The following is a 16,945-nucleotide window of genomic DNA, read 5'->3' on the forward strand; positions in this document are numbered from 1 at the left end:
TCTGTAGGCGCTTCACACCATAGAGGGGCTTTCATCTCAGGCGGGGAGTTAAAGGAAACGATTATGTCTTCAGCCCAACAGCTACTCTTAACTGCCCTTCGATGCGATATCGACAGTCTGCACCATTTAGCCACCACCTCAGAGATCGTTGGCGACATTAGTGGTTTTATTCATGCGCTCCAACGTGAGCGAGGGGCATCAACGATTTACCTTGTCTCTAAAGGTAAGCGGTTTGCCACTCGGCGCAAGGAGTATGTAGAGCGTAGCCAAGTAGCCGAAGCGGTTATGCGCCAGCGATTAGAAGCATTAACCAAAGAAGCGCGGCCACAGGCAGCAGCACGCTTAATCAGAAGAGTCGCTGCGGTTTGGCTTGCCCTGGACGACCTGGACACGCTGCGGCAAGCGATCCATTCGCTTGCTGTTTCACCTGATGCGGCAACACAAGCACTTAATCACCTCATTAGTGGCCTTCTTGCCATTGTCTTTGAAGCAGCAGATACCTCGGCAGACCCGGATATCACTCGCGCACTGGTGGCTATTTTTCATTTGATGCAAGGTAAAGAACTGGCTGGACAAGAACGTGCCTGCGGTGCCTTTGGCTTTACCCAAGGGCATTTTGACGACGCTCACCGCGAACTGCTGAGCCGATTAGTCCGCGATCAACAGCGCTGCTTTGCTACTTTTGAAGAGTTTGCCTCTGCTGAGGCTCTGCGCGCTTGGGAACAGGCTCTCTCGCCGAGGACACTCGCAGGGATTCAACAACTGCGTAACACTGCTTATCATACTTGCCACCATCCTCACCGCCACCCCCAACAAAAAGCCTCCATAGACGACACATACACAGACAAAGCACACACAGACAAAGCGCTGGGCGAAACATGGTACGAACTGACAACGTTACGTATCGATAGTATTAAAACCGTTGAGGACACCCTAAATAGTCAATTAACGGCGTTATGCCATCAAAAAATTACACAGGTCCAATCAGCCTTAGAGCAAGCTGAAACACCTCAAGGGAAATCCCCACTCGCTCCGTGTGAACAACTCCTAGCCTTAAGCGACAGTCAACCATTAGGTGAGTTAACCGCCAGCGCCTTAACATCACCATTAGGGCGTTCATTGATTGAGCTTGCCCACGCCCAATCAAGCCACCTTCAAGGCCTTAGTGATGAGCTGGAAAATACCCGCAAAGCATTGCGTGAACGTAAGCTGATTGAACGTGCTAAAGGGCTTATCATGGCGTACCAAGCAATGACCGAAGAAGAAGCCTACCGATTTTTGCGTAAGACATCGATGGATCAAAGCAAAAGCATGGCCGATATGGCGCAATCGATACTCGACCTATCTTCTATGCTGAAACGCAAAGAAGAAAAGCACACACACTAGCTTAAACAGCCCATTTGCAACACGGTGACCAATTAGCCATTCTAATAGCTCCCCTTTTATAAATGAGCTAGGAGCACACGCTATGCAGCACCGTGTCCTGATGATTACTGGCGCATCAAGCGGAATTGGTGCGGCCACCGCACGAGCAGCCTCACGTGAAGGTTATAAGTTAGTGCTGGCCGCTCGCTCTACCAACAAACTTACCGCACTCGCCCAAGAGCTTGGCCCGGAAAATGTGCTGACATGTGCGTTGGATGTCACCGACATGACACAACAGCAAGCCATGGTCGATCAAGCAATTGAAACATTTGGTCGTATAGATGCAGTCTTTGCAAACGCTGGGCGTGGTGGCTCCCCCGGCGGCTTTAGCGGTGCAGATCACGATGCTTGGCGTGAGATGATCCTGACCAATATTTATGGCGTAGGATTAACGCTTCAGGCCTGCCTTCCCGCGCTAAAGCGAAGCAAAGGGCATGTATTGTTAACCGGTTCAGCCGCTGGTCGAACCACGATTCCAGGCTCGATGTATAGCGCCACAAAGTGGGCGGTGACGGGGATCGGTTACAACCTGCGTGAAGAACTACGCGGAACAGGTATGCGCGTTACCTTAATCGAGCCTGGCATGGTCGATACCCCCTTCTTTGATGAACCGCCAGAACACGCACTTGAAGATCGTGATATTGCTAACGCTGTGATTTATGCACTTTCTCAACCCGCGCATGTCGATGTGAACGAGATTTTAATACGACCGACACCTCCACCGACTAGTTGACGTTGCTAACTGGCACTAGCGACACCTTGCATTTCTTCTTACGTGCCCACATAACATTGAGATACCTAGCGTGCTAATAAAAAGTGCGAATAAATCTAGCTGACCATTTGTTCTTCTACCCAGGTGTCTTATGAGCCAACTCGCCAATACTGCTATTTCCGTACTGGATTTAGCACCGATTCGCCAAGGCGGTAGCGCTGCCGAAACATTTCGCAATAGTGTGTCTCTAGCGCAGAAGGCAGAACAGCTTGGCTACACCCGTTACTGGCTGGCGGAACACCACAACATTGCTGGCATTGCCAGCGCAGCAACCGCGGTCTTGATTGGTCATGTGGCAGGGCAAACGTCCACTATTCGCGTGGGCAGCGGTGGCATCATGCTGCCCAATCATCCACCGCTGGTGATTGCCGAGCAGTTTGGCACCTTAGAAACGCTCTACCCTGGCCGGATTGATTTAGGACTCGGCCGTGCGCCTGGCTCAGACGGTGCCACCATGCAGGCTATGCGCCGTAACGCTCAGGCGGGCGTCGATGACTTCCCACAACTACTTAATGAATTGCGAAGCTACTTAGCGGATGCTGATCCACAGCAGCGCGTCAAAGCTGTACCTGGGCAAGGCACCCACGTGCCTATCTGGCTACTTGGCTCTAGCGGTTATAGTGCGCAGCTAGCCGCTAAACTTGGGCTCCCCTTTGCCTTTGCAGCCCAGTTTGCACCGGGTTACTTATTTGAAGCGCTGCGGCTTTATCGTGATAACTTTCGGCCGTCGGAGCACTTAGACAAACCCCATGCCATGGTAGGATTGCCCGTTATCGCTGCCGAAAGTGATGCCATGGCCCACTACTTGGCAACGACCTCTCAACAGAAGTTTCTTAGCCTGATTCGCGGTAAGCCGACTCAATCACAGCCACCGGTTGAGCAAATGGACTGGACACCTATGGAGCGCTCTCAGGTGAGCCAATTTCTAGGTGCCGCTATTATTGGCGGACCCGCTACGGTCAAAGCTGAACTAGAGGCTTTTCAAGCGCGTACTGGCGCTGATGAACTAATGATTAACAGCGATTTTTATGACCATGCCGACCGCTTGCGTAGTTATGAAATTGTCGCAGACGTTGTTCGATCACCACTTAACTAAAACGCTCACTACGATGACTTATAACCGATGACCCCACTGCGCTTTACGCCCATGACCGACGATGACTTTGCGGCTTTCTGGACACATTTTCAGTCGATTGTCACGGCACAAGAAACCTATGCGATTGACCCTGAGATCACCTTTAAAACGGCGTATACATTGTGGTGCGAGCAGCCTAAGGCATCATTTGCAGTAAAAGATGATCAGGGCGAGTTACTGGGCACTTACTATTTAAAAGCTAACGCCGCTGGCCCTGGCCAGCACGTTTGTAACTGCGGCTACATGGTCTCGCCTGCCGCCAGGGGGAAAGGTGTTGCCCGCCAGATGTGCGAACATTCGCAGCATATCGCGCGCCAGTATGGCTTTGAAGCGATGCAATTTAACGCGGTAGTGTCCACTAACGAGGTGGCCGTCGCCCTTTGGCAACGGCTAGGGTTTGCGATTGTCGGCACCATTCCTAACGCCTACCGGCATGCGTCCCTTGGTTTTGTCGATAGCTACGTAATGTATAAAGCGCTTTAGTGGCCGCTTGATAAAAAGGGCAGCGCTTTATAAATAGGACATCCGTTTAAAGGGTCTGGTTATTTAAGGCAGCGTTGTAGAAGCTCTTCAGCTGCAGCGCTGCCTAATTCGGTTAAGTGGGCAATATTTCGCTCAGGGATTTGTTCCGTATCACCATAGAAATCAATGGCCTTTTCAACACTAGCCTCGCGCAGTAGATGAACCATCGCGTAGGGCGAGCGGTTGGTGTAATTAGCCGCGTCCCCAGGCTCAGCATCAGCAAAGCAGTAATCAGGGTGGAAAGTTGCTAGCTGATAAACACCTTCATACCCTAGGTCTGCTAACAGGCTTTCGGCCAGTTCGACATAATCCAGGTAGTGGTCGAAGCTTTTAAACAGCGTAGGAAATACCAGCAGCGTGGTTTCCGTTTCTGGGTGCTCGTTCAACCACTCCACTTCGGCTATTAGTTCTTCCAACGCCACGTCGATTTTTTTCGAGCGCACCACCTCAATCCGAACCTTACCACCGTCAAGTTCCCGCTTAGCAAACGGGCATATATTGTGCTCGACAATAAAGCTGCGTACCCATGCCTCTGTCTGTTCCGCTACTTGCTTATCTGCCTCTTGCATCGTGCCTGCTACCTTACATTAAAGTGGCTGCCACCACGGTTAGGACTGCCCGTGTATCTGTAAGAAACAGTGTACCTGCAAGCACCCACAAATGCTTCAGGCGTGGGCCTGGTAGCGCGCCAACGCCACCTCATAAGATTTATGTATATGATCATCCATTAGCGCACGGGCCGCTTTGCCATCTCGATGTAGCGCCAACTCAACCAGCTCATGGTGTTGTTCATCCAACTCTTGGCGAATGGAAGGCATTTTGGGTCCCAAACGACGATAACGATCAAACTGGTCGTGAAGCTGCTCAATAAAGCGCAGCAACCACACCGATCCACACGGCGCGACCAGCGTGCGATGAAATTGGGTATGCAGTCGTTCCCACTCCTCTCCTTTATCGAGCGATATGTCCGCTCGTTTTAAGCGATGCGCTGCCGCTAACAGGTCAGCCTCCCACACCGCATCACCGTGGGCAATCGCGCGTTCAAGCGCCATGCCCTCAAGCTCCGTACGCAGCCTGGCAATATCATCAAGCTCTTCCCGAGATAGCTTTGGCACCCTAAAGCCGCGTTGATTTTCTTGGATTAATAATCCATAGGCCGCCAGCTTATTTAACGCTTCACGCAGCGGACTTAACCCTACTTGGTAGTGCTCTTTCAGGGCATTAATCGCCAGCTTTTCTCCGGCAGCAAAGCGACCACCGACTAAATCCCTACGCAGTGCGTCGTAAATAGGGCTTGAGGCTGTACCAGCGGGAAGGGGGATGTGTTTGTTCATTCCGTGATCCTTTTGCGTATCTTCGCGAACGCGTCTGTTAACGGAGATTCTATGGCTAGGTGTTGACGCCTCACAACAAGCTCACCTATATTCTATTTTAGACAAAATAATCGATTTTTTACCATACAAACGATAAATAGGCAGGCCTTATGCTTTTGATTGCAATGCCCTCTCTACTGGCAATGGGCACATGAAACAATCAGCACTTTTTTGGGCTTTCTTCCGCGTTGGCATTTTTGGTTTTGGCGGCGGCCCCGCCATGATACCGCTGGTACGCGCTGAAGTCGTCACTCGCCACAAATGGTTAACCGATGAAGAGTTTGCCGATGTGCTTGCCATTGGCAATACGCTGCCTGGGCCCATTGCGACAAAAATGCCTGGCTATATTGGCTACCGAGTAGCCGGTATTAGCGGCTGCATCGCGGCGGTGATTGCCGTCATTCTGCCGATGATCGTGGCGATGATTGTTATGTTAGGCATCTTCAGCCGTTATCGCGACGTTGCCTGGATACGCGGTATGGGGCAAGCCGTTATACCTGTCGTTATGGTGATGATGGGGCAATTAGCCTGGGACTTCTTCGACAAATCCCAAGCCGCGCTTGGCTGGCTAGCCAGTGCAGCCATGGCAATCGTCGCCGGTGGGCTCATTTACTGGTTAGGCGTGCATCCTGGCTGGGTGATTGGAGCCATCCTGCTAACGGCCTTATTGCGCCCCACAGGTAAAAAGCGCGCGGAGGGCTCTGTATGATTTATTGGGAGCTTTTCTTAGCGTTTTTTATCCCTAACATTATTGGCTACGGCGGCGGCCCGGCAATTATCCCTCTTATTGAAGCGGAAGTGGTTGGTCGCTACGGCTGGATGACCTCTCAAGGGTTTGCCGAAACGCTGGCCTTAGGTAACGCTCTACCTAGCCCTATTGCCACCAAAATGGCCGGCTATGTGGGCTATGACGTAGCGGGCATTGGCGGTGCGGTGGTGGCAGTATGCGCAACGGTGATCCCTTCTCTACTGCTGATGTTGGGCGCGCTGGGGCTGCTTTATCGGCACCGCGACTCTCCCCGTGTAAAGCGTATGAGCCAGTGGGTCCGGCCAGTTATCGCGATAATGATGGCCTGGCTCACTCTCGGTTTTTTCCTGGAAAGTATTACTACCAGCGGTGCACTACATACCGTTGTCCTGGGCGTTATTGCGGCTATTGCTCTTGTGCGTTTTAACACTCATCCCGCATTTGTTGTTATCGGCGCATTGATTTATGGAGGGCTCTTCCTGGGCTAACCTGTTTTCACTGCAGACAATAAGAACCCACTATGGGATCACGCGCTCACCACCCCGCTGCTTTACAGCAGCGCATCACCACACCAACTCAATCAAAAAAGGTGTAGCAGAATGACGCGTTCAAAACTTGCTCTAAGTACCACTCTCGCCGCCATTGGACTGACCTCCAGCATGGCCTTCGTATCCGCCGCTCAGGCTGACTATCCTGAGCAAGATATCCGTTTAATTATTCCTTACGGCCCTGGTGGCGCAACGGATATTATTTTTCGCTTGATATCACAAGAAGCAGAGCAATATCTCGGTGAGTCAATCGTCCCTGTCAATATGGCAGGCGCCGGTGCAACGCTAGGGTCGCGCAATGTAAAAGACGCTTCTCCAGATGGCTATACGCTACTGGGCAGCCACGACACGATTGCGCTGTCAAAACTCGCTGGCACCGTTGATTACTCTTTCGATGCCTTTGAGCCCATCGCCCTGCTTACCCAAACGATTAATATTCCCTCTACCTATGCAGGGCACGCCGTTAACAGCGCTGATGAAATAGCCGATTACGTCAGCGAGAATCCCGGCCAAGTGCGCTTTAGCATGATCCCCAGCTCTACCGACCACTTCTTCTGGGCACAATTCTTTGAAGAAGCGGGTATAGATATGGCCGATGTGCGCCTTGTTGGCTATCCCGACACAGGCCAGCAGGTGTCAGCGCTAATGGCTGAAGAAGTCGACTTTGCAATGTTTAACCTACCGTCAGGGGGAGCGTTCTATGAAGATGGCACCTTCAAGCCATTAGGTATTGCCCACCCAGAACGATTAGACAGTCTGCCGGAAGTGGCCACCCTGCGTGAACAGGGTATTAACATGGATCATTCGACCAGCCGAGGTGTTTTTGCGCCCAAGGGCACTCCCCAAGAGGTTCTTGATACTGTGGCACAGGCTTACGGCCAAGCCCTGGAAAACGAGCAGGTGAAAAGCCGCATCGAAAATGAGTTTGGCTCTGTGGTGCGCTTCCTGGCCGGAGATGACTATCAGGCATTTTTAACTGAAAACGAAGCGGCACTTTCAGCAGCTGCTGAAAACATCGATTTTCAGAACTAACGCCCACATTTCCAAGCAAACGCTCCCAGCGTTATTTCTCCTGGGAGCGTCTGGAGGCATCGCGAATGCTAACCCTTACGAAAGACCGCGCTCTGGCGCTGGCGCTGCTTTTAATAGTGGCTGTCATGTGGGTAGAGTCTGGCACTATCCGTCCTCCTACTAGCTGGCAGCCTTATGGATCAGCGCTCTTCCCACGTATTTTGCTTGTCACTATTGCGCTACTTTCCATCATTATCCTATTACGTTCGTTGTTTACTAAGGTAACGCCTCAACCTTCTTGGGGAAGGGCGATCACCGAATGGTTTCTACGTCGTAAAACCATTGTCGCCTTATTCTTCCTCTTTGGGCTTTATGCTGCCCTGCTACCAGTACTGGGGTATATCGTCGCCACCATGAGTTTCTTGATCGCGTCCTTTGCCCTGCTATTGGGAATCGATACAAAACGAAAGTGGGCCATCAATTTAGGAATCAGCTGCATATTCGTGCCGCTGGTATTTGTAATTTTTCGCTTCGGCTTAAATGTTTGGCTGCCCTAATGGTGAGGAATCACAAATGAGCGACTTTTTTCTTCAAGCGCTGACAGAAGTGGGCAGTCCTGCTGTTATGGGGTTAATCATTCTTGGCGTTCTTTTCGGTATTGTTGGAGGCAGCATTCCTGGCTTTACCGTGACAATGGCGATTCTGGTGGTGTTTCCCTTTACCTTCGCTATGGACCCTATCAGCGGTGTATCGCTAATGGTTGGGGTTTTTGTCGGCGGTTACTCAGGCGGTATTGTATCTGGCGTAATGCTGGGGATACCTGGAACGCCTTCCTCAATTACCACCGTTTATGACGGCTACCCCATGGCGCAACGTGGAGAACCGGGCCGTGCTTTAGGCATTGGCGTGATGGCATCGTTTCTTGGCACGCTGATTAGCGTTGCTGTACTGGTCTTTTTTGGCCCTTTAATCGCCAGCTTCAGTATGAACTTTCGCCCATGGGAAATTACTGCGCTGATTGTTTTTGCATTAACGCTGGTCGCAGGGCTTTCCAACGGGGCTCTGTTAAAAGGGCTACTGGCGGCGGCCATCGGGCTACTCATCACCACAGTCGGTTACGATCGTAACAGCAATTTGCGCTTTGACTTCGACCTACCCGCGCTAAGTTCGGGTTTCGAAATGCTGCCTGTAATGATTGGCGTATTCGCCTTTTCACAGCTGCTCGGCAATATCGAAAAGATGCGCGATGAGGGCACTAATGGAAAAAGCGTCGATACTAACGTCACTATTCCTTATCGTTTGATTATGAAGGATATGGCCGGCCAAAAGCTCAATACGCTGCGCTCCTCACTGATCGGTAGCTTAATTGGTGCGCTACCCGGCACCGGCGGCACCGTGGCTAATTTTGTAAGCTACGATCAAGCTAAAAAGTTTTCACGCCATCCTGAAGAATTTGGTAAAGGCACACCTAGCGGTATTGTCGCCTCGGAAGCCTCAAACAGTGCCGTTGCCGGTGGTGCATTCGTTCCCACACTGGCGCTGGGCATTCCTGGCGACCTGCCAATGGCTATTATGATGGGTGTGCTCATTCTTCACGGCATTACCCCAGGGCCGATGATGTTTGAACAAAACCCGGTTCTGGTGGGAGCTATTTACGCCAGCCTATTAATTGGCGCCATTGCAATGGTGCTATGCAACCTTCTGCTGGTGCGCTGGTTCGCCAAAATATCCCTTATCCCTCAGCAAATCCTGGTACCGGTTGTACTGATGCTGTGTGCCATCGGTGCTTATGCATTAAACAACAATGTATTCGATATTTGGGTACTGTTTATTTTTGGCGTGATTGGCTATCTGCTGTGGAAAGCAGGCGTGCCGCTTACCCCGTTAATTCTGGGGGTTGTCCTAGGCAATAATCTAGAGCGCCAGTTATTCCGCGCCTTGGAACTCGACCCCAACTGGCTGACTTTTTTAACACGGCCGCTTTCTGCCCTGTTTTTGGCACTAGCCGTTGCTTCGGTGGTGTTCTCACTTTACCAAGACCGCAAAGTTAAGCGCCTTCAACAAGCCACTCCATCGCCATAAATAGCTTTTCTTATGCCGCTGCAAAGGATTTTATGATGCAACACAATGCCCTTTACTACCCAAGCGCCTCTCGCCGCATGGCCACTTTTGGCAAACGCGGCATGGTGGCAACCTCACAGCCATTAGCTGCCCAGGTAGGTATTAGCATTTTACAGCAGGGCGGCAATGCTATTGATGCGGCCATTGCCACCGCCGCAGCGCTCACCGTGGTAGAACCGACCTCCAACGGCATTGGCAGCGATGCCTTCGCCATTGTGTGGGTGGATGGCAAGCTGCACGGCCTTAACGCCAGTGGCCCAGCCCCTCAAGCAGCGACTATCGACGCCCTGAAAGCACTCGGCCATGACACGATACCCAACCACGGTATGTTGCCAGTTACCGTACCTGGAGCACCCGCCGCGTGGGCTGCGCTTTCCGAACGCTTTGGCAAGCTGCCATTTGCACAGCTATTAGCCCCAGCCATTGCTTTGGCAGAAGAAGGCTTTGCCGTCACCCCGGTTATTCATCAAATGTGGCAAGAAGCCTTCGATACCTACTCGGCTTATCATGAGGCGTCTTTCCAACCTTGGTTTGCGACCTTCGCGCCAAAGGGTCACGCGCCTCGTCCTGGCGAGCTATGGTCATCACCTGATCACGCCAAAAGCTTACACGCCATTGCGAACACAAACGCCAAGGCTTTCTACCAAGGCGAACTGGCAGAAAAAATTGACGCCTTTTCCCGCGAAAATGGTGGTTTGCTGCGAAAAGAAGACCTTGCCGCTTACCAGCCTGAATGGGTAGACCCCATTAGCGTTCGCTATAAAGGACACGATATTTGGGAGATCCCCCCCAACGGCAGCGGTATGATCGTGCTCCAGGCGCTCGGTATGTTAGAACGTTTAGAAGCCTGCCCAGGTGACACCTTAGAAACTCTCCACCGTCGCATTGAAGCAACGAAACTGGCCTACATGGATGGTTTCAAACATATTACTGAGCGTGCTGACATGGCACCTACCACCGAGCAGATGCTTGATGACAGCTATTTGAAAACGCGAGCCGCGCTGATTGGCGAGCAGGCCGTTGATCCTGTCCACGGCAACCCCTTACAAGGCGGCACCGTGTATCTTGCCACCGCCGACAGCGACGGCAATATGGTGTCGTTTATCCAGAGTAATTTTAAAGGCTTCGGCTCTGGCATGGTGGTTCCAGGCACCGGCATTAGCCTGCAAAACCGCGGCTGGTCGTTCTCCCTAGACCCTGAACATGCCAATGCATTAGCCCCCGGCAAACGCACCTACCACACCATTATTCCTGGGTTTATTACCAAGGATAACCAAGCCGTTGGGCCGTTTGGCGTGATGGGCGGTTATATGCAACCGCAAGGACAGTTACAGGTAGTAACCGCCATGTTGGAAGACCACTTAAACCCCCAGGCAGCGCTAGATATGCCACGCTGGAAGTGGACCAAAGGCACCACCGTGGAAGTTGAAGCCGACTTTCCCAACCACCTTGCCCTGGCGCTGGCACGTCGCGGGCATCACATTGTTAAAGTAGCTGATTCGATCAGCTTTGGCCGTGGCCAGATTATCCTGCGTGACCCCGACAGTGGCGTATTGCAAGGCGGTACTGAACCACGTACTGATGGCGCTGTATTGCCACTTTAAGTTTGTTTAACCACCTACAGCCATGCGGTTGATTGTCCGCACGGCTGTAGGCTGGCTATCAACGCCAAAGCATCGCATCATGGCACTCTTCTTTAAAAGCTATGTTGCTAACTAATGACACCACCCCCTTCTGTTCCCGCTCACTCCCCTTTCAGCGGTTTTTTTAGCGTTTTTCGCTATAGCCGACGAGCACTCGCCCTAGTGTGGGAAACTTCCCGCTGGATGATGCTTGGCTTAGCGTTATGCACCCTGGTGGCAGGCGTACTGCCTGCCGTGGCCGCCTGGGTAGGCCAACTGATTGTTGATGGCGTGGTGGCAGCAATGGAAAGCCATCAATCTTCAAACAGTGTCAACCTATGGGAAACGTTAACACCGGTCTTGGGTTTAGTGGCCTTGGAAGGCCTTATTATTGCGCTGATCGCGCTGGCTCAGCGCGGCCTGTCAGCCCAACAATCGCTGCTGCGTGCGCTACTAGGCCAGAAAGTCAATGTGATGATTCTTGAGAAAGCAGGCACGCTTTCGCTTAGTCAATTTGAAGATTCAGAGCTTTACGACAAACTCACTCGCGCACGCCGCGAAGCATCTACCCGCCCACTCGCGCTAGTGAATAAAACCTTCGGATTGCTGCAAAATGCTATTTCACTGGCTAGTTTTGGTTTTTTACTCGTCCAGTTTTCGCCTTGGGCGCTGCTCATCTTAGTAGCAGGCGCCCTACCGGTGTTTCTCTCGGAGGCAAAGTTTTCCGGCGATGCCTTCCGGCTATTTCGCTGGCGTTCACCGCAAACCCGCATGCAGATGTACCTGGAAACCGTGCTGGCCCGAGAAGACAGCATTAAAGAAGTAAAACTCTTCGGCCTTGAAGGCCTGTTCCTGCAGCGCTACCGAGATATATTCACCCGGCTGTTTGCCGAAGACCGCCGCCTCACGTTACGCAGGGAAAGCTGGGGGTTTATTCTCGGTTTATTGGGCACACTGACGTTTTACGCCGCTTACGGCTGGGTGGTGGTCGAAACGGTGGCTGGGGCACTGACACTTGGCCAAATGACCATGTACTTAATGGTATTTAAACAAGGCCAGGGAGCGTTATCGGCAAGCCTGACAGCCATTAGCGGCATGTACGAAGATAACCTCTACTTATCGAACCTTTACGAATACCTAGAGCAGCCAACGGAAGCCGAAGGAGGCCACCTCACCCAAGGCGCAATACCTGGGGATGGGCTTCGCTTTGAGCACGTCAGCTTTTCCTACCCAGGTGGCAGCGAGGTACTGCACGATATTTCCTTGCACTTAGCCCCAGGCAACAGCATTGCACTCGTTGGCGAAAACGGTTCAGGAAAAACCACGCTGATTAAGCTATTAACACGGCTTTACCACCCCACCAAAGGGCGTATTCTGCTGGATGGTAGCGACCTCAACCATTGGAATACCCAAGCATTACGGGAACGGGTGGGCGTGATTTTTCAGGATTTTGTACGTTACCAGCTGACCGTGGGGGAAAACTTAGGCGTGGGGGACACCCAGGCCTTTAGCGATGAACAGCGTTGGCACCAGGCGGCCCATGAAGGCATGGCCGATGGCTTTATTGACCGCATGCCTGATGGCTACCAAACCCAGTTAGGGCGCTGGTTTAAAAATGGCCAGGAGTTGTCAGGTGGCCAGTGGCAAAAAGTAGCGCTGTCGCGCGCCTACATGCGGAAAAATGCCGATATTTTAGTGCTGGATGAGCCTACCGCAGCGATGGATGCCGCCGCCGAATCAGAAGTCTTTGCGCGTTTTCGTGAGCACAGCCGCGATAAAATGACGATTTTAATTTCTCACCGTTTTTCGACGGTGCGTAGCGCCGACCAGATCATTGTGATCGATCAAGGGGCGATTATTGAGCGTGGCACCCATGAAGAACTGCTAGCAGTGAATGGTCGGTATGCTTCATTATTTCATCTGCAGGCAGAAGGCTATCAATAAAAAATTAATAACAATTATTACTATTAAGGGCCAATTTCACACCATTATCGAGACCGAAAGGTTAAAAAAGGTTACATAAAAGCCTTCCCTATCGACCCTCGCTCACTTTCTAGTTATTGTTTATTAACATTTGTCTATTCTAGAGGAACAAGATAAGTCATATTCCCTAGAGAAGTACCCAATAGCTGGTAAATGACTGATGCCGTTTTCAATAGCGGTGCACACTAGAAAATAAAAACGCCTATGCTCAGAAGTCGTTGCGTGGTGAGTGGTTGAAGGAAGAGTTATGCCGTTGAGTGCGTTGGTCATTGATGATGACAGTGATGTGCAGCTACTGGGTAAGATGTTGCTCTGTAAGCGTGGATACGAGGTAGTAACAGCTGGCAGCTTGGGCGAGTTGGCTAGAAGACCTGCGTTACTGGATGCTGAACTAATTTTACTTGATTTTGGTCTGGGTGAATTTACCGGGCTGGATATTCTTGATTATCTTTATGATTTACGCCTGAACGCGGCTATTCTCTTACTTAGCAGTTGTTCGGAAGAAACAGCGTCTCATGCTATTGCTGCGGGTAGAGCCAGAGGTTTGAAAATGCTTGGTTTTCTGCCTAAATCCAAACTTCTTACGGGTCTCTCACCATTTCTTGAGCAGCTACAGGCATTACCTAAGCCCCCTACCCGTGATGAGCTGGCAAATGCTATTCAAGCAGGGCATCTCTATTTAGTCTTCCAGCCTAAGAAAAACTTACAGACTGGGCACATCATCGTCGTAGAAGCGCTTGTTCGCTGGGAAGACCCCCAGCGCGGTATGCTATACCCAGATACCTTTATTCCATTAGCAGAAAAGAGTGGGCTAATGGGGCCTCTCACGTGGTGCATTCTTAAACTTGCTTTTGCTCAGCAAGAACGGTGGCAGGCGCGCGGCTGGGATCTCCAAATTGCGGTCAATGTGCCAGCCGTATTTTTACAATCTGAGCATATGCTAGAAAAATTTGATGAGCTGACCAAGCACCGTACTGCTTCGCTTCACTACCTTACCCTGGAGCTAACAGAGTCGGTAGGTGTTGAATGTCTTGGCTATGCGCGCCATATTCTAGAAGCTCTACGCCAGCGCGGTTGCAAGTTAGCACTTGATGACTTTGGCACGGGTTACTCATCACTCATACAACTGTATCGGCTACCATTTAATGAATTGAAAGTTGACCGTAGTTTCGTATCGCTCATTGATCATGATAGCCGTGCACTGGCAATTACCCTGTCGGTTGTTGATCTCGGCAAACAACTAGGTATGACCGTCGTCGCTGAAGGCATTGAAAATGAAGCCCAACAAGCACTGCTAATAGACGCTGGCTGCCCAGTTGGGCAAGGCTATTTTATTTCCCGTCCTTTAACCGCTCAGGCATTCAACGACTGGATGGCTAAAACACTCACGAAACTTACCCACGACTAAAGAGCTAACAAGCCTGCATCAGCTAAGGCCCGTTGCGATTTTTCACGTAACTGCACGAGAGCATTAACGTTTTTAGCTAATTCGGATGTTGCTGCATTGAAAGCGGATTCTTCTAGTTGCCTAGCTTGTTCTGCAATGGCAAGACAGCCCAAAGACGCTGCGGCTCCTTTTAAAGAGTGCGCTTCATCGCGCAGTGCCTCTCTTTGTTCGCTCTCACAATAGCGAGAGAGCTTCTCCAGACGTTCATTTAAGCGGGTAAAAAAAGCGGCTAACAACGTATTAAGTGGCGTTGACTCGAACGTCTCTCTCAATTCATTGCAAATATAGGGGTCCAGAATTTGCTCATCGTTAAGCACTTCGTTTTGGCAGTGTAGTACCTGTTGTGCCGATTGACTTGAGTACTCGTGAGGGGGCACTTCAACCGTCCCCGCCACGATATAGCGACTAATCGTTTGATACAGCTCAGTTCGAGTAAAAGGTTTATGGATCATACAATCCATGCCGCTTTCAATACAGCGTTCACGATGTTCAACCATAACATTCGCTGTCATTGCGATAATTGGCAGGCGTGGTAACTGATTGGCAGCTTCAAAGGCTCGCCAGCGTTTAGTGGTTTCGACACCATCAAGTATAGGCATCTGCATATCCATTAATACTAAATCTAACTGGGCAGCATGTTCTTTCAAATACTCAAGTGCTGCAAAGCCATTTTCTACCACCGTACTCCGCTGCCCTAACTGCTTGAGCATAACATTTGCCACTGTTTGGTTAACCGGGTTGTCCTCTACGATAAGAATATGGTGGTCTTCAGCCAGCTTCAGTCGCGGTTCTTTATGATGAAGAACCTCCACACCCTCTGCCAAGGGCATCGTCACTACAAACCAAAATCGGCTACCAAGTCCAGCTTCACTGGTGACCCCTATTTCACCACCCATCGCTTCCACCAGCCGTTTACAGATTGCCAGCCCCAAGCCAGTACCTTCATGTCGACGCGCTATAGAGGTATCTACCTGCGAAAAAGCGGAAAACAATCGCCCTTGATCAGCCGTGGCAATACCACAACCAGTATCACGTATCTCTATAAATAGCTGATCGTTACCCTTAAGGGCCGCATGAAATTTGACAAACCCCTCATCCGTAAATTTCAGCGCATTATTAATCAAATTCATCATTACCTGCCGCAGCCGTGCAATGTCTCCACACATAAATTGCGGCAGTGCTGGGTCAATAGAATAACTGAAGGTCACCTTTTTATTTTTGTCCTGCAGCTGATAGCCTGTACAAAGCTCAATAATGCAGGCTTTTACATCAAAGGCGCGCTCATCTAAGTCTAAACGTCCACTTTCAATTTTAGTGTAATCTAGTATATCGTTGATCACAGCACGCAAACTTTCTGCACTGCGTTTTAACGTAGACAAATAGGCCTTAGCTTTTGGCTCGTTAATTTCATAATTTAATAAATCCGCCATACCCACGACGCCGTTTAGCGGCGTACGTATTTCATGGCTCATCACTGCCATAAACTCCGATTTAGCTTGGCTCGCTATTTCAGCTTTCTTAGCCGTTTCTCTAAGTTCACGGCTTTTTACTTCTAATGCGTGGGCTTTTCCTAAACTGATGCGCCCTTCTCTAATTAATGCGTTCACCAACATCCCACCCGAAAACATGAGAAGAAGCAATAGCATTAAGGCAAGCCCATAAAGCTGTATCATTCTTTCACGTTCAAGGTTACGCATACTTGCTACATTAGCATTAGTTTCTATTAACACATTGCTCGTCAAACCCTGTAGCTCGACGGTTTTAGCAAGCATTTCTACCATGACCGATTCGATAATTGCTTCTGAAGCATCTCTTTGGGGCTCTAGCAAGTCGTCCATGTCATTAATAAGAAGAGTAGCCTGCTCCAGCAACCTATCGACTCCCTCTATTTCTGCAACAGCTAGACTTATTTCTCCTTGCTGGAACAGCATTTTTCGACTGTATAAAATCTCAAAGCGAAGTAAAAGATCATCAACAGATACATTACCAACCTGACTATCTACTAGCGTTAAATGAAACTCCCGTACTTCTCTATCAAACTGATACCCTGCCCACACTAAATTTTCTAACAACCTATTTTCAATAGCATGCTGTCGTTGAAAGATAACGCCGCCGGTAATAATCGCCGATAGAAAAAAAAGGATCGCTGAGAAAGTAGCGACCCTGACGCGGCGTGAGAAATAGTGCTTAAAGATTGGCAACATAACAGTTATCCGACCGCAGTAGCTTATTGAACGC

15 protein-coding genes are annotated in these 16,945 nt (G+C 50.5%); 12 read left to right on the forward strand and 3 right to left on the reverse strand.

The features are described 5' to 3' along the window. The first annotated feature begins 63 nt into the window (after positions 1-63). The 4 genes from M0220_RS03450 (at position 64) to M0220_RS03465 (ending at position 3,815) form a co-directional block, all read left to right on the forward strand. Complete coding sequence (locus tag M0220_RS03450; protein ID WP_264018681.1) at positions 64-1,386, forward strand: nitrate regulatory protein; 1,323 nt, start codon at positions 64-66, stop codon at positions 1,384-1,386. Between the two features lie 82 nt (positions 1,387-1,468). After that, a complete protein-coding gene (locus M0220_RS03455) occupies positions 1,469-2,158 on the forward strand; it encodes an SDR family oxidoreductase (RefSeq protein WP_030069903.1) in 690 nt (229 codons plus the stop codon). 130 nt (positions 2,159-2,288) lie between these two features. After that, the gene (locus tag M0220_RS03460; RefSeq protein WP_264018682.1) at positions 2,289-3,293 is read left to right on the forward strand and encodes an LLM class flavin-dependent oxidoreductase; all 1,005 of its coding nucleotides are present in this window, start codon (positions 2,289-2,291) and stop codon (positions 3,291-3,293) included. Positions 3,294-3,320: 27 nt separating this feature from the next. Then, positions 3,321-3,815 carry a GNAT family N-acetyltransferase gene (locus tag M0220_RS03465; protein ID WP_030069901.1) on the forward strand — a complete coding sequence of 165 codons (495 nt, stop codon included), beginning with the start codon at positions 3,321-3,323 and terminating at the stop codon, positions 3,813-3,815. Positions 3,816-3,874: 59 nt separating this feature from the next. Here the strand turns inward: M0220_RS03465 and M0220_RS03470 are convergent, their stop codons facing one another. Both M0220_RS03470 and M0220_RS03475 read right to left on the reverse strand, forming a co-directional pair. Further along, positions 3,875-4,423, reverse strand: a complete 549-nt coding sequence (locus M0220_RS03470) for a DUF1415 domain-containing protein (protein WP_030069900.1) — start codon at positions 4,421-4,423, stop codon at positions 3,875-3,877. A gap of 96 nt (positions 4,424-4,519) precedes the next feature. Then, the gene (locus tag M0220_RS03475; protein WP_030069899.1) at positions 4,520-5,188 is read right to left on the reverse strand and encodes a GntR family transcriptional regulator; all 669 of its coding nucleotides are present in this window, start codon (positions 5,186-5,188) and stop codon (positions 4,520-4,522) included. Between the two features lie 190 nt (positions 5,189-5,378). On the opposite strand from M0220_RS03475, the gene M0220_RS03480 reads away from it, so the two are divergent. From M0220_RS03480 to M0220_RS03515, 8 genes are all read left to right on the forward strand, one after another. Continuing rightward, positions 5,379-5,936, forward strand: a complete 558-nt coding sequence (locus tag M0220_RS03480) for a chromate transporter (RefSeq protein WP_030069898.1) — start codon at positions 5,379-5,381, stop codon at positions 5,934-5,936. After that, complete coding sequence (locus tag M0220_RS03485; protein WP_264018683.1) at positions 5,933-6,463, forward strand: chromate transporter; 531 nt, start codon at positions 5,933-5,935, stop codon at positions 6,461-6,463. The genes M0220_RS03480 and M0220_RS03485 overlap by 4 nt, the downstream gene beginning before the upstream one ends. Positions 6,464-6,574: 111 nt before the next feature. Continuing rightward, positions 6,575-7,555, forward strand: a complete 981-nt coding sequence (locus M0220_RS03490) for a Bug family tripartite tricarboxylate transporter substrate binding protein (protein WP_030069896.1) — start codon at positions 6,575-6,577, stop codon at positions 7,553-7,555. Between the two features lie 65 nt (positions 7,556-7,620). Then, positions 7,621-8,091 (forward strand): tripartite tricarboxylate transporter TctB family protein, encoded by a 471-nt coding sequence (locus M0220_RS03495; protein WP_030069895.1) that lies wholly within the window; start codon positions 7,621-7,623, stop codon positions 8,089-8,091. A 16-nt stretch (positions 8,092-8,107) separates the two neighbouring features. After that, a complete protein-coding gene (locus tag M0220_RS03500) occupies positions 8,108-9,616 on the forward strand; it encodes a tripartite tricarboxylate transporter permease (protein WP_030069894.1) in 1,509 nt (502 codons plus the stop codon). Between the two features lie 35 nt (positions 9,617-9,651). Further along, positions 9,652-11,259, forward strand: coding sequence for a gamma-glutamyltransferase family protein (locus M0220_RS03505; protein WP_264018684.1), 1,608 nt, complete (start codon positions 9,652-9,654; stop codon positions 11,257-11,259). 114 nt (positions 11,260-11,373) lie between these two features. Then, positions 11,374-13,221, forward strand: a complete 1,848-nt coding sequence (locus M0220_RS03510; RefSeq protein ID WP_264018685.1) for an ABC transporter ATP-binding protein — start codon at positions 11,374-11,376, stop codon at positions 13,219-13,221. Between the two features lie 286 nt (positions 13,222-13,507). Next, complete coding sequence (locus M0220_RS03515; RefSeq protein ID WP_264018686.1) at positions 13,508-14,668, forward strand: EAL domain-containing response regulator; 1,161 nt, start codon at positions 13,508-13,510, stop codon at positions 14,666-14,668. Here the strand turns inward: M0220_RS03515 and M0220_RS03520 are convergent. Continuing rightward, a complete protein-coding gene (locus M0220_RS03520) occupies positions 14,665-16,911 on the reverse strand; it encodes an ATP-binding protein (protein WP_264018687.1) in 2,247 nt (748 codons plus the stop codon). The two genes, M0220_RS03515 and M0220_RS03520, sit on opposite strands and share 4 nt — an antisense overlap. Between the last annotated feature and the right edge of the window lie 34 nt (positions 16,912-16,945).

It is taken from the genome of Halomonas qinghailakensis (genome assembly GCF_025820815.1).
Classification (GTDB): domain Bacteria; phylum Pseudomonadota; class Gammaproteobacteria; order Pseudomonadales; family Halomonadaceae; genus Vreelandella; species Vreelandella qaidamensis.